General features: G+C 44.5%; 19 protein-coding genes. 12 read left to right on the forward strand and 7 right to left on the reverse strand.

The genetic code is table 11. The features are described 5' to 3' along the window. The gene (locus AC6I5B_RS00900; RefSeq protein WP_022250735.1) at positions 1-774 is read left to right on the forward strand and encodes a TrmH family RNA methyltransferase; all 774 of its coding nucleotides are present in this window, start codon (positions 1-3) and stop codon (positions 772-774) included. A 165-nt stretch (positions 775-939) separates the two neighbouring features. Next, positions 940-1,857, forward strand: a complete 918-nt coding sequence (locus AC6I5B_RS00905) for a cell wall hydrolase (RefSeq protein ID WP_004611487.1) — start codon at positions 940-942, stop codon at positions 1,855-1,857. Positions 1,858-1,929: 72 nt separating this feature from the next. On the opposite strand, the gene carB is transcribed toward AC6I5B_RS00905, so the two are convergent. The 7 genes from carB to AC6I5B_RS00940 form a co-directional block, all read right to left on the reverse strand. Continuing rightward, the gene (carB, locus tag AC6I5B_RS00910; protein ID WP_071144669.1) at positions 1,930-5,103 is read right to left on the reverse strand and encodes a carbamoyl-phosphate synthase large subunit; all 3,174 of its coding nucleotides are present in this window, start codon (positions 5,101-5,103) and stop codon (positions 1,930-1,932) included. Further along, entirely contained in the window at positions 5,081-6,193 is a 1,113-nt protein-coding gene (gene carA, locus AC6I5B_RS00915) for a glutamine-hydrolyzing carbamoyl-phosphate synthase small subunit (protein WP_071144668.1), read from the reverse strand. Before carA ends, carB begins: the two co-directional genes overlap by 23 nt. Next, entirely contained in the window at positions 6,190-7,620 is a 1,431-nt protein-coding gene (purF, locus tag AC6I5B_RS00920; protein WP_022250732.1) for an amidophosphoribosyltransferase, read from the reverse strand. The genes carA and purF overlap by 4 nt, the downstream gene beginning before the upstream one ends. Continuing rightward, complete coding sequence (pyrG, locus tag AC6I5B_RS00925) at positions 7,617-9,230, reverse strand: CTP synthase (RefSeq protein ID WP_044986861.1); 1,614 nt, start codon at positions 9,228-9,230, stop codon at positions 7,617-7,619. The genes purF and pyrG overlap by 4 nt, the downstream gene beginning before the upstream one ends. A 35-nt stretch (positions 9,231-9,265) precedes the next feature. After that, the gene (gene purC / locus AC6I5B_RS00930; protein WP_004611492.1) at positions 9,266-9,979 is read right to left on the reverse strand and encodes a phosphoribosylaminoimidazolesuccinocarboxamide synthase; all 714 of its coding nucleotides are present in this window, start codon (positions 9,977-9,979) and stop codon (positions 9,266-9,268) included. Between the two features lie 159 nt (positions 9,980-10,138). Beyond that, the gene (gene asnB, locus AC6I5B_RS00935) at positions 10,139-11,719 is read right to left on the reverse strand and encodes an asparagine synthase B (protein WP_270607651.1); all 1,581 of its coding nucleotides are present in this window, start codon (positions 11,717-11,719) and stop codon (positions 10,139-10,141) included. A gap of 19 nt (positions 11,720-11,738) precedes the next feature. Next, positions 11,739-13,835, reverse strand: coding sequence for a glutamine synthetase III family protein (locus tag AC6I5B_RS00940; RefSeq protein ID WP_270607654.1), 2,097 nt, complete (start codon positions 13,833-13,835; stop codon positions 11,739-11,741). Between the two features lie 382 nt (positions 13,836-14,217). Here AC6I5B_RS00940 and AC6I5B_RS00945 point away from each other — a divergent pair, with 382 nt between their 5' ends. From AC6I5B_RS00945 to dusB, 10 genes are all read left to right on the forward strand, one after another. Next, entirely contained in the window at positions 14,218-15,315 is a 1,098-nt protein-coding gene (locus tag AC6I5B_RS00945; RefSeq protein WP_004611496.1) for a class II glutamine amidotransferase, read from the forward strand. Then, entirely contained in the window at positions 15,312-16,817 is a 1,506-nt protein-coding gene (locus tag AC6I5B_RS00950) for a glutamate synthase-related protein (protein WP_117788163.1), read from the forward strand. Before AC6I5B_RS00945 ends, AC6I5B_RS00950 begins: the two co-directional genes overlap by 4 nt. A gap of 11 nt (positions 16,818-16,828) precedes the next feature. Beyond that, entirely contained in the window at positions 16,829-17,560 is a 732-nt protein-coding gene (locus AC6I5B_RS00955; protein ID WP_330673531.1) for a GltB/FmdC/FwdC-like GXGXG domain-containing protein, read from the forward strand. 147 nt (positions 17,561-17,707) lie between these two features. After that, the gene (locus tag AC6I5B_RS00960; protein ID WP_004611499.1) at positions 17,708-18,142 is read left to right on the forward strand and encodes an NfeD family protein; all 435 of its coding nucleotides are present in this window, start codon (positions 17,708-17,710) and stop codon (positions 18,140-18,142) included. A 4-nt stretch (positions 18,143-18,146) separates the two neighbouring features. Beyond that, complete coding sequence (locus AC6I5B_RS00965; protein WP_004611500.1) at positions 18,147-19,103, forward strand: SPFH domain-containing protein; 957 nt, start codon at positions 18,147-18,149, stop codon at positions 19,101-19,103. 56 nt (positions 19,104-19,159) lie between these two features. Further along, entirely contained in the window at positions 19,160-21,196 is a 2,037-nt protein-coding gene (argF, locus tag AC6I5B_RS00970) for an ornithine carbamoyltransferase (protein WP_004611501.1), read from the forward strand. Between the two features lie 20 nt (positions 21,197-21,216). Next, positions 21,217-22,197: a biotin--[acetyl-CoA-carboxylase] ligase gene (locus AC6I5B_RS00975; protein WP_004611502.1), complete on the forward strand. Its 981-nt coding sequence runs from the start codon at positions 21,217-21,219 to the stop codon at positions 22,195-22,197. A gap of 9 nt (positions 22,198-22,206) precedes the next feature. Next, positions 22,207-22,536 carry a DUF6145 family protein gene (locus AC6I5B_RS00980; RefSeq protein ID WP_004611503.1) on the forward strand — a complete coding sequence of 110 codons (330 nt, stop codon included), beginning with the start codon at positions 22,207-22,209 and terminating at the stop codon, positions 22,534-22,536. Continuing rightward, complete coding sequence (locus AC6I5B_RS00985; protein WP_004611504.1) at positions 22,536-23,309, forward strand: type III pantothenate kinase; 774 nt, start codon at positions 22,536-22,538, stop codon at positions 23,307-23,309. Before AC6I5B_RS00980 ends, AC6I5B_RS00985 begins: the two co-directional genes overlap by 1 nt. A gap of 1 nt (position 23,310) precedes the next feature. Next, the gene (dusB, locus tag AC6I5B_RS00990) at positions 23,311-24,285 is read left to right on the forward strand and encodes a tRNA dihydrouridine synthase DusB (RefSeq protein WP_004611505.1); all 975 of its coding nucleotides are present in this window, start codon (positions 23,311-23,313) and stop codon (positions 24,283-24,285) included. Positions 24,286-24,291 lie beyond the last annotated feature (6 nt).

Below are 24,291 nucleotides of genomic sequence, written 5' to 3' on the forward strand. Positions count from 1 at the left end.
ATGATTACAAGTACAAGCAATCCACAAGTAAAAAATTTATTGCAGTTACAAAAGAAAAGTAAGGTGAGAAATGAGGAACAGGTATTTATTGTAGAAGGACTTCGGATGTTCATGGAAGTGCCGCAAGATCAAGTAAAAAAAGTATATGTTTCTGAATCACTTTATAATAAGAAGAAAGAAGAATTACATTTGGAGAGATTCCCAGTGGAAGTGTTAGCGGACAAGGTATTTCAACATGTGTCTGACACAAAGACACCGCAGGGGATATTATGTGTTGTAAAGCAGCGAAAATACGAGATAGAGGATCTGATTTCCAAGGAAAATCCGCACTTTATCGTGCTGGATAACCTACAGGATCCGGGGAATTTAGGGACGATTGTCAGGACAGCGGAAGGAGCCGGAGTGACGGCCGTTTTTATGAGCAATGACTGTGTGGATATTTATAATCCGAAGACAATTCGCTCTACAATGGGATCGATTTATCGTGTGCCGTTTGTGTATGTGGATGATCTGTTGGCGCTTTTGGATAAATTTCAAAAGAAAAAGGTCACAACTTATGCGGCGCATCTTAAGGGAAAAAATACTTATGACAAGGAGAATTATCAGTCAGGGACAGCAATTCTCATTGGAAATGAGGGAAATGGACTGAGAGATGAAGTGGCAGAAAAAGCGGATGTCTGGGTTCAGATTCCGATGCAGGGAAAAGTAGAATCGCTCAATGCGGCAATTGCCGCATCAATATTGATGTTTGAGGTTTATCGCCAAAGGCGATAAACCTTTTTTTCTTTTTAGGGGTTGACAGGTTGGCAAATAGATGTTAGGATATCACTTGTGTTTGAAAGATGTAACAAATACGTAACATTTGTAATAAAAATGAATTAAATACGTATACTATTGTAATAGTCAGTAAGGTTATTGCAACAAACCAGGAGGTAATTTATGAGACGAGAGAAAAAGAGAGTGATTATAAGCTTCGCGCTGACAGCTTGTATGGTGTTTACCACAGAGTTCGGCAGTTTGGCAGCTGATACACAATCTGATGCTCAGCCAATCGAAACAATAAATCACGAAACGACAATTTCACCATTAGCGGAGACATGGAATGAAATTCCAGAGACAGCAGCAGTTGCGGAGGCTACACAGGTGTGGCATGGAAAAGCGCTGGCAAATGTAGAGTCAGAAGCGGATGTGCTTGCGGAGGCAGTTGATGGCGGTGAAGTAGTCGGAAAGATGTATACAAATACAATCTTGACTGTGGAAGAAAGAGGAGATGTATGGTCAAAGGTTTCTTCAGGTTCGGTTGTAGGATATGTAAAAAATGAAATGCTTGCATTTGGGTCAGACGCAGTAGCAAGAGCAGCAGCGATTGATATGACAAATCCGCAGGATGCAAAGACGTTGGAAGAGATTGCTGCCGAGGAAGCAGCAAAGAAAGCGGCAGAGGAAGAAGCTGCCAGAAAGGCTGCAGAAGAAGCTGCAAGACAGTCAGGAAGCAGTGTAAGATATGATGAGGCAATGTCAGCGTCCGCAGACGACCAGACATTATTGGCAGCAATTATTTACTGTGAGGCAGGGAACCAGCCACACGATGGAAAAGTAGGGGTTGGGGCGGTTATTTTGAACCGTGTAAGAAGCGGGTCTTTCCCGAACTCAATCAGAGAGGTTATTTATCAGGCAGGACAGTTTGGTCCGGCAATCACAGGAAAGCTTGACAGAGTATTGGCAAGTGGCAATATCCCGGCAGAATGTTATCAGGCAGCAGCTGATGCACTTGCAGGATATAACCCAATTGGAGATGCATTATATTTCGGAAATGGAAATTATGGTCAGTTGATTGGAGATCACTATTTCCACTAGAGGGAGTATTTTTAAATAGAAAGACAGTGACCGAAGGGCTTTTATCACCTTTCGGTCACTGTCTTATTTATTCTAAATTGTCGAGATACCGATAGTTACTTCCTCCAGGACATCGAGCAGTACGCGCACGGTGTCAAGTGAGGTGAGCATGGTAATATTGTTTTCGGAGGCACATCGACGAATTGCAACACCATCTTCATAGTGGATACCGGAAAGGATGGCACGTGTACAGATGACGTAGCTGACATATCCGGCGCGAATAGAATCAAGTACTTCTTCGCTGCCCTCAGATGGCTTGCGCAGGATACGGGTTCGAATACCCTGCTCTTTCAAAAAGAGTGCGGTGCCAACAGTTGCTTCGATATTAAATCCCATATCGTAGAAACGCCTTACCAGTGGCAGTGCCTCCTCTTTATCTTCGTCGGCGAGTGTCACAACGACAGTACCGTAGTTTTGTACTTTGATTCCGGAAGCAATCATTGCCTTATACATTGCGCGGTGCAGTTTATTGTCGTATCCAATTGCCTCTCCGGTTGATTTCATCTCCGGTGACAGATAGGCATCCATACCGTGTAATTTTGAGAAAGAGAACGCAGGTGCTTTTACATAAAAACGTTCTTTCTCTTTTGGGTAGAGAGTATGAATACCTTGTTCCGGAAGACTTTTGCCAAGTATTGCAAGGGTCGCGATATCTGCAAGGCTGTATCCGGTTGCTTTCGATAAAAATGGTACCGTTCTGGAGGATCTTGGGTTCACTTCTATAATATAGACGTTTTCGAATTCATCGACAATAAACTGGATATTGAACAGTCCGATGATTCCGATGCCAAGTCCCAGTTTTTGTGTGTAGTCAAGAATCGTTTCTTTTACTTTCTCAGAAATACTGTGCGTTGGATAAATGCTGATAGAGTCTCCGGAATGGACTCCGGTACGTTCCACCAGCTCCATAATACCCGGTACAAACACATTTTTTCCATCGCAGACAGCATCTACTTCCACTTCTTTTCCGCGGATGTATTTATCTACAAGTACTGGTTTTTCCTCGTTGATCTCTACTGCAGTTTTTAAATAATTCCGAAGAGCCTCTTCTTTTGCGACAATCTGCATCGCTCTTCCTCCGAGTACAAAGCTTGGGCGCACAAGTACCGGATAACCAATCTCGTTTGCGGCTCTTACGCCGTCTTCGATACTTGTGACTGCCTGTCCCTTTGGCTGTGGAATATGTAAAGAGGCGAGGAGCTTTTCAAAGGAATCACGGTTTTCAGCACGCTCAATTGCATCGCAGTCAGTTCCGATAATATTTACCCCTCTTGCCCGGAGCGGCTCTGCAAGGTTGATCGCCGTCTGTCCGCCGAGGGTGGCGATCACGCCGTCTGGCTGTTCAAGCTCAATGATATTCATGACATCTTCCACGCAGAGTGGTTCAAAATAAAGCTTATCTGAGCAGGTGTAGTCAGTGGAGACGGTTTCAGGGTTATTGTTAATAATAATTGCCTCATAGCCGGCAGACTGAATCGTCTGAACAGCATGTACTGTGGAATAATCAAATTCTACACCTTGTCCGATACGAACCGGACCGGAGCCAAGTACGATGATCTTGTGCTTGTCTGATACAATGGACTCGTTTTCCTCTTCGTAGGTAGAGTAAAAATAAGGAATATAACTGTCAAATTCAGAGGCACAGCTGTCAATCATTTTATAGACAGGAAGGATGCCGTGCTGCTTTCTGATATGAAAGATATCCTTCTCGTCCATTTGCCAAAGCAGACCAATCTCTTTATCAGAAAATCCGGTTTGTTTTGCCATTTTCAAAAACTTGCTGTCGCCAGGATGTTCCTGAAGAAGCTGCTCCATCTGAACGATATGAGAAAGCTTTTGAAGAAAGAACGCATCAATGGCAGAAACAGAGTGAATGCGGTCAGTATCACAGCCAAGGCGAAGCAGTTGGGCGATGGCATAGATACGGTCATCAGTGCCAATCTGAATATAATCGAGCAATTGCGTTTCCGTCATATCATCGAATTTTGCGTCATACAGGTGAAAAAGTCCGATCTCAAGCGAACGAACAGCTTTCAGAAGGCTTTCTTCTACAGTTCTTCCGATGCTCATGACTTCGCCGGTTGCTTTCATCTGGGTAGAGAGTGAGTTGTCTGCATCGGCAAATTTGTCAAATGGAAAACGTGGCATTTTTGTCACGACATAGTCTAAAGCAGGCTCAAAAGAAGCCGGTGTGTTTGCAAGCGGTATCTCATCTAATGTCATGCCAATACCGATTTTAGCCGAAACGCGGGCAATTGGGTATCCACTCGCTTTTGAGGCAAGCGCAGAGGAACGGGATACACGTGGATTTACTTCAATCAAATAGTATTGGAAAGAATGTGGATCCAGTGCAAATTGTACGTTGCATCCGCCCTCGATGCCAAGCGCCCGAATAATTTTTAAGGCGCTGTAGCGCAGCATTTGGTATTCTTTGTTCGTAAGTGTCTGCGAAGGGCAGACTACAATAGAGTCACCGGTATGGATACCAACCGGGTCTAGATTTTCCATGTTACAGATTGTGATGGCAGTGTCATTGCTGTCGCGCATCACTTCATATTCAATCTCTTTATACCCTTTGATACTTTTTTCGATAAGAACTTGATGAACCGGCGATAGAGATAAGGCATTTTTCATCAGTGCCACGAGTTCCTCCTCGTTATCTGCAAAACCGCCGCCGGTACCGCCAAGTGTGAAGGCAGGGCGAAGAACAAGGGGGTATCCGATTTTTTCTGCTACCTTCAATCCCTCCTCGATAGAACTTGCAATGTCGGATGGAAGTACGGGCTCTCCGAGTTCTTCACAGAGCTCTTTGAAGAGCTCCCTGTCTTCGGCACGTTCGATACTGCTGATCTTTGTTCCAAGAAGTTCTGTGCGACATTCCGCCAGAATTCCCTTTTTTTCAAGCTGCATGGCAAGGTTGAGTCCGGTCTGCCCTCCAATACCAGGCAAGATGGCGTCTGGGCGTTCGTAGCGAACGATTTTTGCCACATATTCCAGTGTGAGAGGTTCCATGTAAACCTTATCGGCGATGGAAGTATCTGTCATAATTGTGGCAGGATTGGAATTGCAGAGAACAACCTCGTATCCTTCTTCTTTGAGAGCGAGGCATGCCTGTGTTCCTGCGTAGTCAAACTCCGCCGCCTGACCGATGACAATCGGACCGGAACCAATGACAAGTATTTTTTTAAGATCTGTTCTTTTCGGCATGTTGGCATCCCTCCTTGATAAGTGTGATAAATTGATCAAACAAATAGGTGCTGTCCTGTGGACCAGGAGCACTTTCCGGATGATATTGAACGCTGAATACACGATCTCTTTCGCATACTACACCTTCTACTGTCTGGTCGAGCAGATTGATGTGTGTCACAGAAAGCGGTGTCTCTAAGAGACTGTCTGCATCAACCGCATAGGAGTGATTCTGCGATGTAATCTCAATTTTATTCGTTTTTAAATTTTTTACCGGATGATTCCCGCCGCGATGTCCAAACTTTAATTTATAAGTTTTGGCACCATAGGCAAGTGAAATAATCTGATGTCCGAGGCAGATTCCGAAAATCGGATATTTACCGATTAATTTTTTTATAGCTGTAATCGTCTGTGGTACGTCGGTTGGATCCCCGGGTCCATTAGAGATAAAGATGCCGTCAGGAGAGAGCGTTTCAATCACTTCTGCAGGCGTGTTCCACGGAACGCATGTCACTTTGCAGCCACGTGCATTGAGAGAACGAATGATATTCATTTTGATACCACAGTCGATTGCAACAATATGGAACTTTTCGGTATCTGCTGGATAGACCAGCGTTTGCTGACAGCTTACGCGAGCGACTGAATCATGTGCAAGCGCTGTAGCGGCTAAGATGTTCAGCCCTTTCTCAACAGGTGTTTTTACGTCTGTCAACAGAACCTTTTGCGAGCCGTGATCGCGTATAGAGCGGGTCAGTCTGCGGGTGTCGATACCGTAAATACCGGGGATCTTATAGGTGCTCATAACTTTCCCAAGTGTTGATTCACTTCGAAAGTTAGAGGGAACGTCGTTATATTCTCTTACAATGAGAGCACCGATGGTCGGTGTGATGGTCTCATAATCATCTTCTGCCATTCCGTAATTTCCTATCAGTGGATAAGTCATTACGACAGCCTGTCCGGTGTAGGACGGATCAGACAGGATTTCCTGATAGCCGACCATTGAGGTGTTGAAGACAATTTCACACACGCTGTCGGCAGTGTCGCCAAAGGCATATCCATAATATTCCTGTCCGTCCTCTAAAATTAGTTTTCTGTTATATTTCATGATCATTTTGAGGACTCCTTTATATCTGATAAACGTTTTTCAAAACGGTCTTTTCGTGTGTCATCTGGGATGGCGGTAGGATAACAGCCGTCAAAGCAGGCGCTGCAAAAGCTGCAGTGAGACGTAAGCTCTCTAAGTTTTTCTAATGGAAAATATCCAAGAGAGTCTGCACCGATAATCTCAGCAATCTCGGAAACCGTATGTTTGCAGGCAATCAGATGATCTTCTGAATCAATATCTGTGCCATAATAACAAGGATGTAAAAACATCGGAGAAGAAATACGGATGTGTACTTCCTTTGCACCTGCATTGCGCAACAGTTGGACAACACGCCCGATTGTGTTTCCGCGGACAATGGAATCGTCAATTAGCACGACACGCTTCCCGCGGATACTTTCCTCCACGGCAGAGAGTTTGATTTTTACACTGTCAAGCCTTGCTCCCTGTCCGGGAGAGATGAAAGTTCTGCCGATGTATTTGTTTTTAATCAGACCGATACCGTATGGAATTTTAGATTCCTGACTAAATCCAAGGGCGGCATCCAGTCCGGAATCAGGCGCACCAATGACGATGTCTGCGTCGATTGGGTGTGTCTGTGCCAAAATTTTTCCGGCAAGTACACGGGAAGCATGAACGGAAATACCGTCAATGACCGAATCCGGGCGTGCAAAATAAATGTATTCAAAAATACAGAGCCGTTTTTCTTTTTGATTACAATGTTCTTTGCGGGAAACTACACCATGTTTGGAAAAGACTAAGATTTCACCCGGTTCCACATCCCGAATGACTTCTCCGCCCACTGCTTTGATCGCGCAGGATTCAGAAGCGACGATATATGTGCCGTCAGGAGTCTGCCCATAGCAGAGCGGTCGAAAACCATAAGGATCTCTTGCACAGATTAATTTTTGTGGTGACATCAGTACGAGAGAGTAGGCTCCGTCCAACGTATTCATCGCGCGGCTGAGTGCATCTTCGATGGAAGGTGCATTCAGCCGTTCGCGGGTGACGATGTAGGCGATTGTTTCCGTATCGCTCGTAGTGTGGAAAATGGCACCGGATAATTCCAGTTCATTTCTGAGTTTGGCGGCATTTGACAGATTACCGTTGTGCGCAAGCGCCATCCGTCCTTTCTGGTGGTTGACTTCAATCGGCTGACAGTTATTTCGGTTTGTTCCGCCGGTTGTGCCATAGCGGACATGACCGACCGCCATGGTGCCGGATGGGAGCGATGACAGGATATCATTTGAAAAAACATCGCCGACCAGCCCCAGGTCTTTGTGGGAGACAAATACGCCGTCATCGTTCACAACGATTCCACAGCTTTCTTGTCCCCTGTGTTGCAGGGCGTATAGCCCGTAATAAGAAATATTAGCGACGTCTACAGGTTTTGGTGAGATGACGCCGAATACCCCGCATTCTTCGTGTATACTCATAAATTACCTCCGCTTTGATGTGAGAGAGCTGCCTGAATAAATCCTTTGAAGAGAGGATGTGGTCTGTTCGGGCGGCTTTTGAATTCCGGGTGATATTGAACACCGACATGGAATGGTCGGTCAGTAATTTCAACGGTCTCAACAAGTCTTCCATCAGGCGAAGTACCGCTGACTGTCAGACCGGAAAGAGTGATCTGTTCTCGATAGTCATTGTTAAATTCATAGCGGTGTCTATGACGTTCGCTGATTGTGTCAACACCGTAGCAGCGATGCATAGTTGTTCCTGCCTGGATGTTACATGGATAAGCGCCAAGCCTTAATGTGCCGCCTTTGTCGATGTTGTCATTTTGTCCGGGCATGAAGTTGATCACTTTATGCTTACACTGCTCGTCAAATTCACCGGAATTTGCATCTTTGATTCCGACAACATTTCTTGCATATTCGATTACGGCGATCTGCATTCCGAGGCAGATTCCAAAGTATGGAATCTGGTGTTCTCTCGCGTATTTTGCAGCCAAGATCATGCCCTCAATTCCACGGTTACCAAAGCCCCCCGGAATGAGAATACCGTCCAGAGCAGAGAGAGTTTCTTCTATATTAAAATCTGCCAGATCTTCTGAGTCAATCCAGCGAATCTTTATGGCTGTATTATGAAAATATCCGGCATGTCGAAGCGCTTCTGCTACAGAAAGGTAGGCATCGTGCAGTCCCACATATTTTCCGACAAGACCGATTGTGACATTGCCGGTATGATTTTTGATATGTTCTACCATTTCTGTCCATTCGCTGAGATTAGGCTCTTGTGTCTCGATACCAAGTTCACGGCAGACAACAGATGAGAAATTTGCTTTTTCCAGCATAAGTGGAGCTTCGTAGAGATTCGGAAGTGTAATGTTTTCGATGACACAGTCCGGCTTTACGTTGCAGAATAAAGATATTTTCTGGAAAATGGATTCTTCTAAAGGTTCGTCACAGCGTAGGACGACAATGTTTGGATTGATTCCCATTCCCCGCAGTTCTTTTACGGAATGCTGAGTTGGTTTTGACTTATGTTCATCTGAGCCACGGAGGAAAGGTACGAGTGTGACATGAATGAACAAACTGTTCTTACTGCCAACTTCCAAAGAAATCTGACGTACTGCTTCCAAAAAAGGCTGGGATTCAATATCGCCAATTGTGCCGCCAATCTCAGTAATCACCACATCGGCATTGGTTTTCTTCCCAACACTGTAAACAAATTCTTTGATTTCGTTTGTAATATGAGGAATGACCTGTACTGTAGAGCCTAAGTATTCGCCACGGCGTTCTTTATTCAGCACATTCCAGTAAACCTTACCGGTAGTAAGGTTCGAATATTTATTCAGATCTTCGTCGATAAAGCGTTCATAATGTCCAAGGTCAAGATCTGTCTCGGCGCCGTCTTCTGTAACGTAGACTTCGCCGTGCTGATAAGGGCTCATTGTGCCCGGATCGACATTGATGTAGGGATCAAGTTTCTGAGCCGCAACTTTAAGTCCTCTTGCCTTCAGAAGGCGACCGAGCGATGCGGCGGTGATGCCTTTTCCGAGACCGGACACAACACCTCCTGTTACAAATATATATTTCGTCATAATATCCTCCGTCATAATATCCTCCGTTAAATAGCTTAGATATGTTCGTTTAATCGTTTCATAATTTCCTGATAAGCGTCTTCCACACCGCCAAGGTCGCGACGGAATCTGTCTTTATCAAGTTTTTCTCCTGTTTTAGAATCCCAAAGACGACATGTATCCGGACTGATTTCATCGGCAAGCACAATTGTACCGTCGGAAAGTCTTCCGAATTCCAGCTTAAAGTCGACGAGTGTGACACCACATTCTTTCCAGAAAGCTTTTAACTGTTCATTGACACCAAAAGCATATTTTTCAATTGTTTCGATTTCTTCTTTGGTTGCAAGTTTCATTGCGAGTGCGTGATATGTATTTAGCAGTGGGTCGCCGAGATCGTCATTTTTATATGAAAATTCGATGGTAGGTGATTCGAAGACAAGCCCTTCTTCTACACCATAGCGTTTAGAAAATGAGCCTGCAGCAATGTTTCTTATGATTACTTCCAGGGGAACAATAGAGACTTTTTTGACAAGAGTTTCGCGGTCGTTGATTTCTTCAATGAAATGAGTTGGGATTCCCGCTTTTTCGAGACGCTGCATGAGTAAGTTACTCATTTTGTTGTTGATAACTCCTTTGCCGACAATGGTTCCTTTTTTGAGACCGTTAAATGCAGTCGCGTCATCTTTGTAAGAGACGATCAAAACCTCTGGCTCCTCTGTTTTAAACACTTTCTTTGCTTTTCCTTCGTAAAGTTGTTCTGCTTTTTGCATGACTTATGTACCTCCATTTTCATTACTGTTTGCAATAAAAAAGGCAATGATGCCTTAATGTGTAAACATTAAAGACGCCATTGCCTTTCCAGCCGATATGATACTCTTTTTTCGGATTATTGTCAACTAGTCTTTGAAAGGTTTTATAATTATTTTGGCTTATTTTCCGCTGTCCCCGTAGTTTGCAAGAACTCTGGCAGAAGGGTCATTCACATCACAGCCTTCCCAGTCGCGGTTTGGCATCCAAAAGCCGGAGATCATTTCGCCCTGACCCGGGTAGTATTTTTCGAAAATTTCACGATAGAGAAGAGATTCTTTGGTGAAAGGGCGAGCGTGCGTATATTTTTTGCATCCGGCTTCAAATGCTTCTTCTGTATAATGCTGTTCGGCGTACTCTTTCAGATAGTCGACCATGGAATGACCTACAGCATCTGAGAATGCTGCTTTTTCACGCCACAGAATTTCTTCTGGGAGATAGTCGCCTGTTTCAAATGCCTTGCGAAGCAGGTATTTTCCTTTTCCGTAGACATTTTGTTTGATCGATGGATCCAATGCCATGACATATTTCACAAAATCAAGATCTCCGAAAGGAACTCGCGCTTCCAGTGAGTTTACGGAAATGCAGCGATCGGCGCGCAGTACGTCATACATATGAAGTTCACGGATACGTTTTTGGGATTCTGCCTGAAAAGCTTCCGCTGATGGGGCAAAGTCCGTATATTTGTATCCGAATAATTCATCTGATATTTCTCCTGTGAGCAGAACACGGATATCGGTCTGCTCGTGAATTGCCTTGCACAGGAGGTACATGCCCATGCTGGCGCGAATTGTCGTGATATCAAATGTTCCGAGTATCCGAATCACTGTCTCTAAAGAAGAAAGTACATCGTCCGGTGTCATATAAATTTCTGTGTGGTCACTGCCAATATAGTCGGCGACTTGTTTCGCATATTTTAAGTCGATGGCATCTTCGCTCATGCCGATAGCGAAGGTCTTGATTGGCGAAGCGCTTTCCCTTGCTGCGATGGCGCATACAAGTGACGAATCGAGCCCGCCGGAAAGAAGAAATCCGACCTTGGCATCTGCGACAAGCCGCTTTTTAACACCGGCAACGAGTTTGTCATGAATCTGTCCGTATACGGTTTCCAGATCATCGTGACAGATGGTATCCGATGAGGCAATGTCACAGTAGCAGATAAATTCCCCGTTCTTATAATAATGTCCGGGTGGAAACGGCATGATCGCTTCGGCGAGCCCGACAAGGTTTTTTGGTTCACTTGCGAGCAGGAGTGTCCCGGCTTCATCAAAACCATAATAAAGCGGTCTGATGCCGACAGGATCTCTTGCTGCAATATATTCGCCGGTTTCGCCGTCGTATATGATACAGGCAAATTCGGCATCTAACATTGCAAACATATCCGTTTTGTACTCGCGGTACAAGGGAAGTAATATCTCACAGTCGGACTCGCTTTGAAAAGTATATTTTTCGGAAAGCTGTTCTTTGAATTGTTCAAACCCATATATTTCTCCGTTGCATACAACAAAGCTTCCATCCAGCTCAAACGGCTGCATGCCGGAAGGGGAAAGCCCCATAATGGCAAGTCTGTGAAATCCAAGAAAACCATTTCCGGTATCTATGATACGGCTTTCGTCCGGACCTCTTGTAATCGTCCGGTCAAAACCTTTTTTAAAAATATTAAAATCGGCATTACTGCCACAATAACCCATAATAGAACACATAAAGTAACCTCCGTCTGATTTATTTTACACCGAACAGTAAATCTGCATAGGTAGGGAAAGGCCAGTAGCTTTTTGCAGTCAGTGTTTCAGCCTCATCACAGGCAGCTCTCAGTTCATTCATCAAGCCAAGTACATGGTCACGGATAAGGAAAGATTCTGCAAAAATATCTTCTGCCGTTTCAAGAGAGCGCAGTGCCTCGTTTAGTAAATCTACTTTTGCGGCAATCGTGTCAGTCAGGGTAGAAAGTGTTCTGACAAGATTGGTCTCATAACTGCAAGCAAGATTTGCATCCAATGCCTTTTTGGATACAGCCGCATCTGCAACGTGCGCGGCGTAGCTTTCCACAGCCGGAGCAATCTGCGTTTTTGCCATCGTGACCATTGTGTTGGCTTCTATAATTACAGATTTACAATAGTTATCAAGCATGATGTCACAGCGTGACTGAAGCTCTGCGATGGAGAATACACCTTGTCCGGTCAGCATTTTGACATTCTTTTCATCGAGCAGATGAGGCATACAGTCCACAGTTGTGCGGTAGTTGATAAGACCGCGCTTTTCAGTAGCCTCTTTAATCCAGTTGTCGTCATACCCGTTGCCGTTGAAAATAATGTGTTTGTGGTCTTTGATGGTCTTGCGGATCATTTCATGAAGCGCTGTCTCAAAGTCCTGTGCCTGCTCCAGTCTGTCTGCATAGATTTTCAGTGATTCTGCCACCGCACTGTTGAGCATAATATTTGCGCATGCGATACTGTTCGAAGAACCGAGCATACGAAACTCGAATTTATTGCCGGTGAAAGCAAACGGAGAAGTCCGGTTACGGTCGGTGTTGTCCCGGTTAAATTTCGGAAGCACATCGACGCCGAGTTTCATTTTTGTTTTTTTGGCGCCCTGATAAGGGGTGTCATTTTCAATTGCCTCTAATACGGCATTTAACTCATCTCCAAGAAAAATAGAAACAACAGCCGGAGGAGCTTCGTTAGCACCAAGTCTATGGTCATTGCCGGCAGTCGCAACGGAGATACGAAGCAGATCCTGATAGTCATCTACTGCTTTTATAACGGCACAAAGGAACAAAAGAAATTGAGCATTTTCATAAGGTGTCTCGCCAGGAGAAAGAAGGTTTTGTCCTTTGTCTGTTGAAATCGACCAGTTGTTGTGTTTTCCGCTTCCGTTCACACCGGCAAATGGCTTTTCGTGAAGAAGACATACAAGACCATGCTTTGCAGCAATTTTTTGCATGATTTCCATTGTGAGCTGGTTATGATCGGTTGCAATATTAGTAGTTGTGTAGATTGGTGCCAGCTCATGCTGTGCAGGTGCAACTTCATTATGTTCTGTTTTTGCGAGAATTCCAAGCTTCCAAAGTTCTTCGTTGAGTTCTTCCATATATGCGGCTACACGAGGTTTGATCACGCCGAAGTAGTGATCGTCCATCTCCTGCCCTTTCGGAGGCTGCGCTCCGAATAAGGTACGACCGGTAAAACAAAGATCCGGACGTTGGTCGTACATTTCTTTGTCAATCAGGAAATATTCCTGCTCCGGACCGACGGATGAGCGGACACATTTGGCGGAATCGTTGCCGAACAGGCGAAGAATACGAATAGTCTGTCTGTTGAGTGCTTCCATGGAACGCAAAAGCGGCGTCTTCTTATCCAGAGCGTATCCGCCATAAGAACAGAATGCTGTAGGGATACAAAGGCTGTTGTCTTTGATGAACGCATAGGAAGTAGGATCCCAGGCAGTGTAACCTCTTGCCTCGAAGGTGGCGCGAAGCCCGCCGTTTGGAAAGGAAGAGGCGTCTGGTTCTCCTTTAATCAGTTCCTTGCCGGAAAATTCCATAATGACACCGCCGTCAGGTGACGGGGTGATAAAGCTGTCATGCTTTTCTGCTGTAATCCCGGTCAGTGGCTGGAACCAGTGCGTAAAATGGGTTGCTCCCTTGGAAATCGCCCAATCCTTCATAGCAGTTGCGACTGCATTGGCAACGCTGATATCCAGTTCACATCCTTCGTCTATAGTCTTTCTGAGAGAAGAATAAACTTTTGCGGAAAGGGTTGCTTTCATAACTCTGTCATCAAATACCAAATCTCCAAAATAATCTGTTACCGTTTTCATAGCATGTCCTCCATTTGTGTTCTCTTAAATCATTGATGAGTTTACATTAAATAACAGGAAAGGCGTCCTCAATGTTTTTCACATTTAAGACGCCTTTGCCCTTATCAAACAAGTAGGATTTAATTAAGATTGAAAAACAAAAAAGCGTCTCTGAGTTCTTTCACTCAAAAACGCCTTTGTCTTTACGAATTGCACTATACACCTGAAAAAAGCATTTGTCAATCTTTTTTTGAAAAAAATCAGCTTGACAAGCAAGTGGAAAAAGAGTATAACACAGATAAATGAGCAAAGGCGTTCGTTCCGGAGTGATCGGAATGGACGTCTTTTCGTTTGCTTAAAATCTTATATTTACACCATTACACACAGGAAGGAGAACAATGGTATGAAATTAGAAGGTCAGGTACGTATCCCATCCGGATGTGCAATTGCAGCTGTTATTTCAAAAGAAGGGAAACGCATGTCCGGTGAGATGATCACAAATGCGATGAAGCCGATGCACGATCGTTCCAATGGACTTGGAGGAGGTTTTGCCGCTTATGGAATCTATCCGGAATACAAAGAGTTTTATGCACTGCATATGTTTTTTGACAGCCGTACAACAAGAAAAGATTGTGAAGTATTTTTGAAAGAGTATTTTGAAATCGTACAATCAGAGATTATTCCGACACGCAAGATTCCGGAGATTACGGATGAACCGATTATTTGGAGATATTTTGTCGCACCGCTCAAATCTGTGCTGGCATCTATGCAGCTTGATGAAAAAGAATTTGTGGCACGGATAGTTATGAAGATCAACACAGAGCTCAAAGGCGCCTATGTCTTTTCAAGTGGAAAGAATATGGGGACGTTCAAGGCGGTCGGATACCCGGAGGACGTGGGAAAATTTTACAAATTGGAAAAGTACGAAGGCTATTCATGGAGCGCGCACGGCAGGTATCCAACCAATACACCGGGCTGGTGGGGCGGTGCACATCCGTTCACTTTGCTTGACTGGTCCATTGTTCATAACGGAGAGATTTCTTCCTATGATGCGAATCGTCGGTTTATAGAGATGTTTGGTTATAAATGTACGCTGCAAACGGATACAGAGGTTATCACATATATTATGGATTATCTGGTGCGTGTGCAGGGATTGACGCTTGAGGAGGCAGCGAGCGTTGTGGCAGCTCCGTTTTGGAGCACGATTGAAAGGAAGACAGATTTGGAGGACAAGGAGAAACATATTTATCTGCGCACCTTGTTTTCCAGTCTTTTGATCACAGGACCATTTTCTATTGTTCTTGGGTTTGAAGGAGGTCTTATGGCATTGAATGACCGACTGAAACTCCGGTCTATGGTGGTAGGTGAAAAAGAAGACAAGGTGTTTATCGCCAGCGAGGAAGCGGCGATACGGACGATGGAGCCGCATGCGGAAAATATCTGGGCTCCTGCAGGCGGAGAACCTGTGATCATTCGAGTAAAGGACGGTGCATGTAAATGAGTTATAAATTCGTATATCCGGAATTTGAAGTAATCCGGAATGATAATCGCTGTATAAATTGTCGTCTGTGCGAAAAGCAGTGTGCAAATGAAGTGCATCATTTTGATGCGGAGCACGGAATTATGGTTGCTGATGAGACAAAATGTGTCAATTGTCAGAGATGTGTTGTGCTATGTCCGACAAGGGCGTTGAAAATTGTGAAAAGTGATGCGACATTTCGGGAAAATGCTAATTGGAAAAATGATACGATCAAGGAAATTTTCAAACAGGCTGAAAGCGGAGGAGTGCTGCTTTCTTCTATGGGGAATCCAAATCCACTGCCGGTATATTGGGATAAGATACTGATTAATGCATCTCAGGTGACCAATCCGCCGATCGATCCACTACGCGAGCCGATGGAGACGAAAGTATTTCTGGGAAAAAAGGATCAGAAAATCGTAAGAGACGATAATGGAAAAATCCGTTGTGAGCTTCCGCCACAGTTAGAGCTTTCTATGCCGATTATGTTCTCGGCGATGAGTTATGGTTCGATTAGCTACAATGCACATGAATCACTTGCACGCGCGGCTTCTGAACTGGGGATTTTTTATAACACCGGTGAGGGTGGGCTTCACGAAGATTTTTATTGCTATGGAGAGAACACGATCGTGCAGGTAGCTTCCGGACGTTTTGGCGTACATGAGGAATATCTAAATGCCGGAGCTGCGATTGAAATTAAGATGGGACAGGGTGCAAAACCGGGAATCGGAGGGCATTTGCCTGGGACGAAGATTGTTGGAGACGTCTCTCGAACCCGTATGATTCCAGAAGGCTCTGACGCAATCTCGCCGGCTCCGCACCATGATATTTACTCTATCGAAGATCTGCGGCAGCTTGTCTTTTCTGTGAAAGAGGCGACAGAATATAAAAAACCGGTTATTGTCAAAGTGGCAGCAGTACATAATATTGCGGCGATAGCAAGCGGAATTGCACGGAGCGGGGCAGATATTATTGTGATAGATGGATTCCGTGGAGGGACAGGCGCAGCGCCGACAAGAATCCGTGACAATGTGGGAATTCCAATCGAGCTTGCACTTGCAGCTGTCGATCAGAGACTTCGAGACGAGGGGATTCGAAATAACGTATCCCTTGTAGTTGGCGGCTCAATACGAAGTGCATCGGATGTTGTCAAGGCAGTCGGCTTAGGTGCAGATGCCTGTTATGTTGCCACGGCGGCACTGCTTGCGATGGGGTGTCATCTTTGCCGTACTTGCCAGACTGGGAAATGTAATTGGGGAATTGCGACACAGCGTCCAGAGCTGGTGAAGCGCCTCAATCCAAATGAAGGAAGCGCCCGTCTTGTCAACTTGATGCATGCTTGGAATCATGAGATTAAGGAGTTGATGGGAGGCATGGGCATTAATTCTATTGAAGTCCTTCGCGGCAACCGTCTGATGCTGCGTGGCATTGGTATGACAGAAAAAGAGCTTGAGATTCTCGGTATTTTTCATGCAGGAGAGTAGAAAACGGAGGTGTGATAGCAATTATGTTGATAAATGCAAAGGAAATGGACTATAAAACTTTGAATGAGAAGCTGCGTTTTGCAGACGAGGATGTGACGATAGAAAATTGCTGTGGACAGCGTTTTATCGCATCTGCAATGTCGGGACATGCCGTCACAATTGAAGGGGTTCCGGGGAATGCCTTAGGCGCGTATTTAAATGGCGGAGAGATCACTGTTTACGGAAATGCCCAGGATGCAGTCGGAGATACTATGAATGAAGGGAAAATAGTCATACATGGAAATATCGGTGACGCGGCAGGATATGCAATGCGGGGCGGCAGGATTTTTGTAAAGAACAATGCCGGATATCGTGCCGGCATTCATATGAAGGCATACAAGGAGAAAGTTCCGGTTATGGTTATCGGAGGTACAGCGGGAAGTTTTCTCGGAGAATATCAGGCTGGCGGAGTGATCGTTGTCCTTGGTCTGGAAACAGAGCAAGAGAAGATTGTCGGATTTTTCCCATGCACAGGAATGCATGGGGGAAAAATGTTTTTGCGCTCGGACTGTAAAGATGTAACGTTCCCGGAGCAGGTGACGGCAAAGAGGGCAGAGGCACAAGATATGGAGGAGTTACGGGCGTATGTGTCAGAATATTGCGACTTGTTCGGATATGATATCGAAACAGTTTTAGAGGCACCGTTTACTGTCGTAACACCGGACAGCAAAAATCCGTATCGACAGATGTATGTAGCCAATTAAGAGAGTTTTTCTGTGATTTTTGTTAATGACTCTGTAATGATATTGTAATCTTATGGACGCTGAATTTAGTTGTAATATTGGGGAAAGTATAGTAAGATAAAAAAATAGAAACACTAATGGAAATAATAAGGAAAGAGGCGATTCGTAATGCAAACAATTTTCTGGCTTATTTTGTTCGTAGTGCTTGTAGTGATTGAGATTGCTACGCTTGGACTGACCACGATATGGTTTGCCGGAGGTTCCATTGTTGCCTTTATTTTGGCGATAGTAGGATTTAGCTTACCGGTACAGATTGTGGCATTCCTCGTATCTTCTATCTTACTGCTCGTCCTGACAAGACCAATCGCAATAAAATATTTTAATCAGGAACGAAAGCTTACGAACGCAGAGAGCCTGATCGGACAGAAGGCGGTTGTCATTGAGACAGTAGATACACTTCATAATGTCGGAAGAGTGGAAGTAAACGGACAGGAGTGGTCTGCAAAGACGGATGAACCGCACGAAGTGATTGAGAAGGACGCGGTTGTATCTATCGAAGGGATACAAGGAGTGAAACTGATTGTAAGACTAAAGGAGGCGTAAAATTATGGATGCAGGGAGTGTAGGAAGTATTATTACAAGTGTTGTGTTAGTAGCTATCATAGTCATTATAGTAGGTCTTTTGATATCATGTGTAAAGATTGTACCGCAGGCGCAGGCTCTTGTTGTGGAGAGACTGGGAGCATATCAGGCGACATGGGCAGTTGGCTTGCATTTTAAGATCCCGATTATCGAAAGAGTGGCAAGACGTGTGGATCTCAAAGAACAGGTTGTAGATTTTGCACCACAGCCGGTTATCACAAAAGATAACGTAACAATGCGGATTGACACGGTTGTATTTTATCAGATTACAGATCCAAAGATGTTCTGTTACGGAGTTGCCAATCCGATCATGGCGATTGAGAATCTGACAGCGACTACACTGCGTAATATTATCGGTGATTTGGAATTAGACCAGACATTGACATCCAGAGAGACAATCAACACAAAGATGAGAGCATCTCTTGATGTGGCCACAGATCCTTGGGGAATCAAGGTTAATCGTGTGGAATTGAAAAATATTATTCCGCCTGCAGCGATTCAGGATGCGATGGAGAAACAGATGAAGGCAGAACGTGAAAGACGTGAAGCGATTCTTCGTGCAGAAGGAGAAAAGAAATCTACAATTCTTGTAGCAGAAGGTAATAAAGAATCTGCAATCCTTGATGCAGAGGCAGAAAAACAGGCAGCAATTCTCCGTGCGGAAGCTGAAAAAGAAAAGATGATCAGAGAAGCTGAAGGTGAAGCTGAGGCAATCTTAAAAGTGCAGCAGGCGAATGCCGATGGTATCCGTTTCCTGAAAGAGGCTGGTGCCGATGAGGCGGTTCTTACGATGAAGAGTCTGGAAGCATTTGCAAAGGCGGCTGACGGCAAGGCGACGAAGATTATTATTCCATCTGAGATTCAGGGAGTTGCAGGACTTGTGAAATCCTTGGTAGAGGTCGGAGCGGAAAAAGACGGTTAGATGTTGAGGGGTGTGCGAGAGCATGCCCCTTTTGTGGTATCAGGAGGGAAGAAAACGTGAAAGCGAAGATAGACTTGACGAAAGAGTATGGACTGATTTTAGATGGCGGAGGTGCAAGGGGAGCTTATCAGATTGGTGCGTGGAAGGCGCTTGTGGAGGCAGGTGTGAAAGTGAATGCAGTAGCCGGAACCTCGGTTGGCGCATTAAATGGAGCATTGATCTGCATGGGAGATGTAAAGCAGGCGGAAAAAATCTGGAGTGAGATGACATTTTCGCGTGTGATGGACGTAGATGACGCATGGATGGAACGGTTGTTCAACAAAGAAAATACACTCGGTGAAGTGATTTCAGAGATGAAAAAGAGACTGTCAGACGGTGGGATTGATATCACTCCGCTTAAGAATCTGATCCATGAGATGGTGGATGAGAAGAAGATAAGGGAGTCTGGAATGGAATTTTGTCTGCTTACGTTTTCCATATCGGATATGAAGGAGCTGGATCTTAGTATTCATGATATTCCGGAAGGTCTTTTGGAGGATTTTCTGCTTGCAAGTGCATACCTGATTGGATTTAAGAATGAAAAACTGCACGGAAGAACGTATGTGGATGGCGGAGTCATCAACAATGTGCCGACAGGCTCACTTGTGAAAAGAGGATATAAGAACCTGATACAGATTCGTATCTATGGTCCGGGAAGAGAACCGCGGGTTAAGCTGTCAGAGGATACGACGATGTATGAGATTGCGCCGCGAGTGAAACTTGGAAGCATCATTGAATTTTACGGAAAACGCAGCAGACAGAATCTAAAAATCGGCTATTACGATGCGAAACGGATGATTTATGGACTTGCCGGAACGATTTACTATATTGAACAAACACGAAAAGAGTGGTATTATGAAAAAATATTAAGTGGTTTGAGTGAGATTGAGAAGGCAGAGATTGCGTTTGTGCTGAAATTGTCTCATGGATTCTCCGATGAAACACTCTATATGGCAATGCTTGAGGCGAGTGCAAAATTACTTCATGTGCCAAAGTATCAGATTTATACGGTACAGGCATTAGAAGAGGCAGTATATCGAAGATATGAGCGCCTCAGAGATCAGATTAATTTACCAAGATTTGTACATGTGTTCATGGAAATCAGAAAGGATAGTAAAATGAATTTAAAAGGACGTAATTTTTTGACACTGAAAGACTTTACTCCAGATGAGATTATGTATCTGGTTGATCTGGCAGCAGATCTGAAAGAAAAGAAAAAACAGGGAATTACCGGAAATTCTCTGAAAGGGAAGAACATTGCATTGATTTTTGAAAAACCGTCTACAAGAACTCGGTGTGCATTTACCGTGGGTGCGTGTGATGAGGGCGGTATTCCGACTTATTTATCAGAGCATGATATTCAGTTGGGACACAAGGAGAGCATTCAGGATACAGCTCGTGTTCTCGGGCGTATGTTTGACGGGATTGAATTCCGCGGCTTCAAACATGAGCATGTGGAAGCACTTGCAAAATACAGTGGAGTTCCGGTGTGGAATGGTTTGACAGATGAGTATCATCCAACACAGATTCTTGCAGACCTTTTGACGATGAAAGAACATTTTGGATATGTAAAAGGGCTGAAATTCGTATATCTTGGAGATGGGAGAAACAATATGGCGAACAGCCTTATGATCGGATGTTCGAAAGTAGGTGTTGATTTTGTTATCATTGCGCCAAAAAAACTGTGGCCGGGAGAAGAACTGGTTACTTTGTGTGAAGGGTACGCAAAAGAAGCCGGTTCCTCAGTCTGTGTGACAGATTCCATCGATGCAGTTGAGGGCGCGGATGTGTTGTATACGGATGTATGGTGCTCTATGGGTGAGGAAGATAAAGCGGCTGAGCGAATTGCGCTTTTAAGTCCTTATCAGATCAATCAGGAACTGATGGACAAGACCGGCAAAGAGGGAACAATCTTCATGCACTGTCTTCCGGCGGTGAAAGGCAAAGAGGTGACGGAAGATGTATTTGAAGGAAAGGCATCAGTAGTATTTGATGAAGCGGAGAACCGTCTTCATACAATCAAGGCGGTTATGGTCGCAACACTTGGAGAATAAGCAGAGAAAGAGGACGAGTTGTGAAAGCAGAGATTTTGAAAATGCTTCGGGAAAGTAAAGAATATGTGTCGGGTCAGCAGTTGTGTGAACGGCTTCAGGTATCGAGAACGGCAGTGTGGAAAGTAATCAAGCAGCTGGAGAATGAAGGGTATCAGATTGAGGCCGTAAGAAACAGAGGATATCGAATTGTGGAATGTCCGGACGTGCTTTCACAAGAGGAGATAGAAAGCCTGATGCAGACAGAGTGTATAGGAAGGCATGTCATTTATTATGAAGAGACAGACTCGACGAATACAAGGATCAAACATCTGGCGGAACAGGGAAAAGAGCATGGCACATTAGCGGTCGCTGACCGTCAAAATTCCGGAAAAGGAAGGCGTGGAAGAGCTTGGGAATCTCCGCTGGGTGAAAATATCTATATGTCTCTGCTTTTAAGACCGACGATGGAGCCATCGAAAGCGCCCATGCTGACATTGGTGATGGCGTATAGTGCGGCGATGGCGATCCGAGAGCAGGAAGGACTTGAAGTTGGGATTAAATGGCCGAATGATCTTGTGATTGGAACGAAGAAAATATGTGGAATTCTAACGGAGATGAGTGCAGAGGTTGATTATATCAACTACGTTGTAATCGGAGTCGGAATCAATGTGAATATGCAGTCTTTTCCGGAAGAACTTTGTGAAAAGGCGACCTCATTGCGTGTGGAAAAGGAAAGCCCGATAAAACGTTCTGCATTGATTGCATGTATCATGAAAAAGTTTGAAGAAAACTATGAGCGGTTTGTAAAAGAACAGAATTTAAAATTTTTGCAGGAGGATTACAATCGTCTTCTGGTAAGCAAAGAAAAAGAAGTGAGAGTTCTGGAGCCTGGAGGCGAATATAACGCCTATGCATTGGGCATCAACGAGACAGGTGAACTGCTTGTGAGAAAAGAAGATGGCGAAGAGGAGACGGTTTTTGCGGGAGAAGTCTCTGTGCGCGGAATCTACGGGTATATTTAGGAGGAATGTATGTACGAAGAAAAAATTGTACTGTGTGGTGCGAATTCATATGATAGAAAGTTTTATCTGAATCCGGATTTTGAGGCACTTCCAGACAGCATCAAAGATGAACTGAAGATCATGTGTGTATTGTACACGGAGGACGTCGGAGGGATTCTGACATTGGTATTTGAAGAAGATGGAGAGCTTATGTTTGAGGTTACGACAGAGGACAATGATCTGCTTTTTGATGAAATCGGAAGTCATCTGAAGATTAAAGAACTTCAGAGAACAAAAAAAGAACTGCTGGAGTCTTTGCAGTTGTACTATAGAGTCTTCTTTTTAGGGGAGGAAGTATAATGCTGCTGGTAATTGATGTGGGAAATACAAATATCACTCTTGGGGTATTTGAAAAAGAAAAATTAGAGGCGACATTTCGCATGACGGCGAAACAACCAAGAACTTCGGATGAATATGGAATCAAGCTCTGTACATTACTGGAACACAGAGGATTTGATATCGAAGAGATTGATGCGGTGATCGTGTCGTCGGTTGTGCCGGACATTATGCACTCCCTTGGGAGCGCGATCATTAAGTATTTCCATATAAAGCCACTCATCGTATCGCCAAATTTGGAGACCGGACTTCAGATAAACACAGAAAACCCGAAGGATACGGGACCTGATCGAATTGTAGATGCGGTTGCTGCTTATGAAAAATATGGCGGTCCGGTCATAGTCATTGATTTTGGAACTGCGACGACCTATGACGTGGTAAGTGAAAAGGGAGTCTTTGAAGGTGGTGTGATTTCTCCGGGAATCCGTACATCGGCTAGAGCATTGTGGGGCGGAGCATCTATGCTGCCGGAGATTGAGATAAAGAAGCCGGAGTCTATTCTTGCAAAAGAGACTGTATCCAGTATGCAGGGGGGGCTTGTGTTCGGCTATATCGGACAGACAGAATATATTGTCAACAAAATCAAAAAAGCTGGATTTGCAGACGCAAAGGTTGTAGCCACAGGCGGACTGGGGAATATTATTGTATCTGAGACAGATGTTGTGGATATCTATGATCCGGAATTAACGCTGGAAGGGTTACGCATTATTTACGAAAAAAACAAAGGGTTAAATTAGAATGAAAACGTTAAAAATTGGAACGGTAGAATTAGAAAATCCATATATTTTAGCACCGATGGCAGGGGTGACAGACCTGCCTTTTCGTTTGCTGTGCAAAGAGCAGGGAGCGGGACTTTTGTGCATGGAGATGGTAAGCGCGAAGGCGATACAGTATAACAATAAGAATACAAAGGCATTGTTGGAGATTCATCCGGAAGAATTGCCGGTATCTCTCCAGTTATTTGGATCTGATCCGGATGTGATCAGTGAGATTGCAAAACGAATAGAGGAACTTCCATTTTCCATACTGGATATCAATATGGGGTGTCCGGTTCCGAAGATTGTAAAGAATGGAGAAGGTTCTGCATTGATGAAAAATCCGAAACTGGTGTATGAGATTGTCAGAAAGACGGCAAGGGCAATTCAAAAGCCGGTCACAGTGAAAATCCGAAAGGGATTTGATGATACTTGCATCAACGCGGTAGAGATTGCGAAAATTATTGAGGATGCCGGAGGAAAAGCGGTGGCGGTTCATGGAAGAACGAGAGAACAGTATTATTCCGGAAAAGCAGACTGGGATATTATCCGTCAGGTGAAAGAGGCGGTATCCATTCCGGTTATCGGAAATGGAGACGTTGTCTCAGGAGAAAGTGCAATTGCGATTCAAAAAGAGACAGGCTGTGATGGCGTGATGATCGGAAGGGGAGCACAGGGAAATCCGTGGATTTTTTCAGAACTTTTGGAATATGAGCGAACCGGAAAGATGCCGTTACGTCCGAGTGTGGAAGCGATTAAGAAGATGATGATTCGTCATGCACAACTTCAGATGCAATATAAGGGAGAATATCTCGGAATCCGCGAGATGAGAAAACATGTATCGTGGTATACAAGTGGACTTCCAAACTCAGCAAAACTGCGAGACGAGATTAATCGGGTAGAGAGTTATGAGGAATTGGAGCAATTATTGGAAGAAAGACTGAAAGAAGAGATTTGATCAGTG

The sequence above is a fragment of the Faecalimonas nexilis genome (assembly GCF_059731825.1).

Bases quoted from the DNA above. Each gene is read 5' to 3' on its own strand.
- AC6I5B_RS00950 (WP_117788163.1), top strand. From the start codon at position 15,312: ATGAGTTATAAATTCGTATATCCGGAATTTGAAGTAATCCGGAATGAT.
- AC6I5B_RS00980 (WP_004611503.1), top strand. From the start codon at position 22,207: ATGTACGAAGAAAAAATTGTACTGTGTGGTGCGAATTCATATGATAGA.
- AC6I5B_RS00965 (WP_004611500.1), top strand. From the start codon at position 18,147: ATGGATGCAGGGAGTGTAGGAAGTATTATTACAAGTGTTGTGTTAGTA.
- carA (WP_071144668.1), bottom strand. From the start codon at position 6,193: ATGATCATGAAATATAACAGAAAACTAATTTTAGAGGACGGACAGGAA.
- carB (WP_071144669.1), bottom strand. From the start codon at position 5,103: ATGCCGAAAAGAACAGATCTTAAAAAAATACTTGTCATTGGTTCCGGT.
- AC6I5B_RS00945 (WP_004611496.1), top strand. From the start codon at position 14,218: ATGAAATTAGAAGGTCAGGTACGTATCCCATCCGGATGTGCAATTGCA.
- AC6I5B_RS00985 (WP_004611504.1), top strand. From the start codon at position 22,536: ATGCTGCTGGTAATTGATGTGGGAAATACAAATATCACTCTTGGGGTA.
- dusB (WP_004611505.1), top strand. From the start codon at position 23,311: ATGAAAACGTTAAAAATTGGAACGGTAGAATTAGAAAATCCATATATT.
- AC6I5B_RS00940 (WP_270607654.1), bottom strand. From the start codon at position 13,835: ATGAAAACGGTAACAGATTATTTTGGAGATTTGGTATTTGATGACAGA.
- AC6I5B_RS00900 (WP_022250735.1), top strand. From the start codon at position 1: ATGATTACAAGTACAAGCAATCCACAAGTAAAAAATTTATTGCAGTTA.
- pyrG (WP_044986861.1), bottom strand. From the start codon at position 9,230: ATGACGAAATATATATTTGTAACAGGAGGTGTTGTGTCCGGTCTCGGA.
- asnB (WP_270607651.1), bottom strand. From the start codon at position 11,719: ATGTGTTCTATTATGGGTTATTGTGGCAGTAATGCCGATTTTAATATT.
- purC (WP_004611492.1), bottom strand. From the start codon at position 9,979: ATGCAAAAAGCAGAACAACTTTACGAAGGAAAAGCAAAGAAAGTGTTT.
- AC6I5B_RS00960 (WP_004611499.1), top strand. From the start codon at position 17,708: ATGCAAACAATTTTCTGGCTTATTTTGTTCGTAGTGCTTGTAGTGATT.
- AC6I5B_RS00905 (WP_004611487.1), top strand. From the start codon at position 940: ATGAGACGAGAGAAAAAGAGAGTGATTATAAGCTTCGCGCTGACAGCT.
- purF (WP_022250732.1), bottom strand. From the start codon at position 7,620: ATGAGTATACACGAAGAATGCGGGGTATTCGGCGTCATCTCACCAAAA.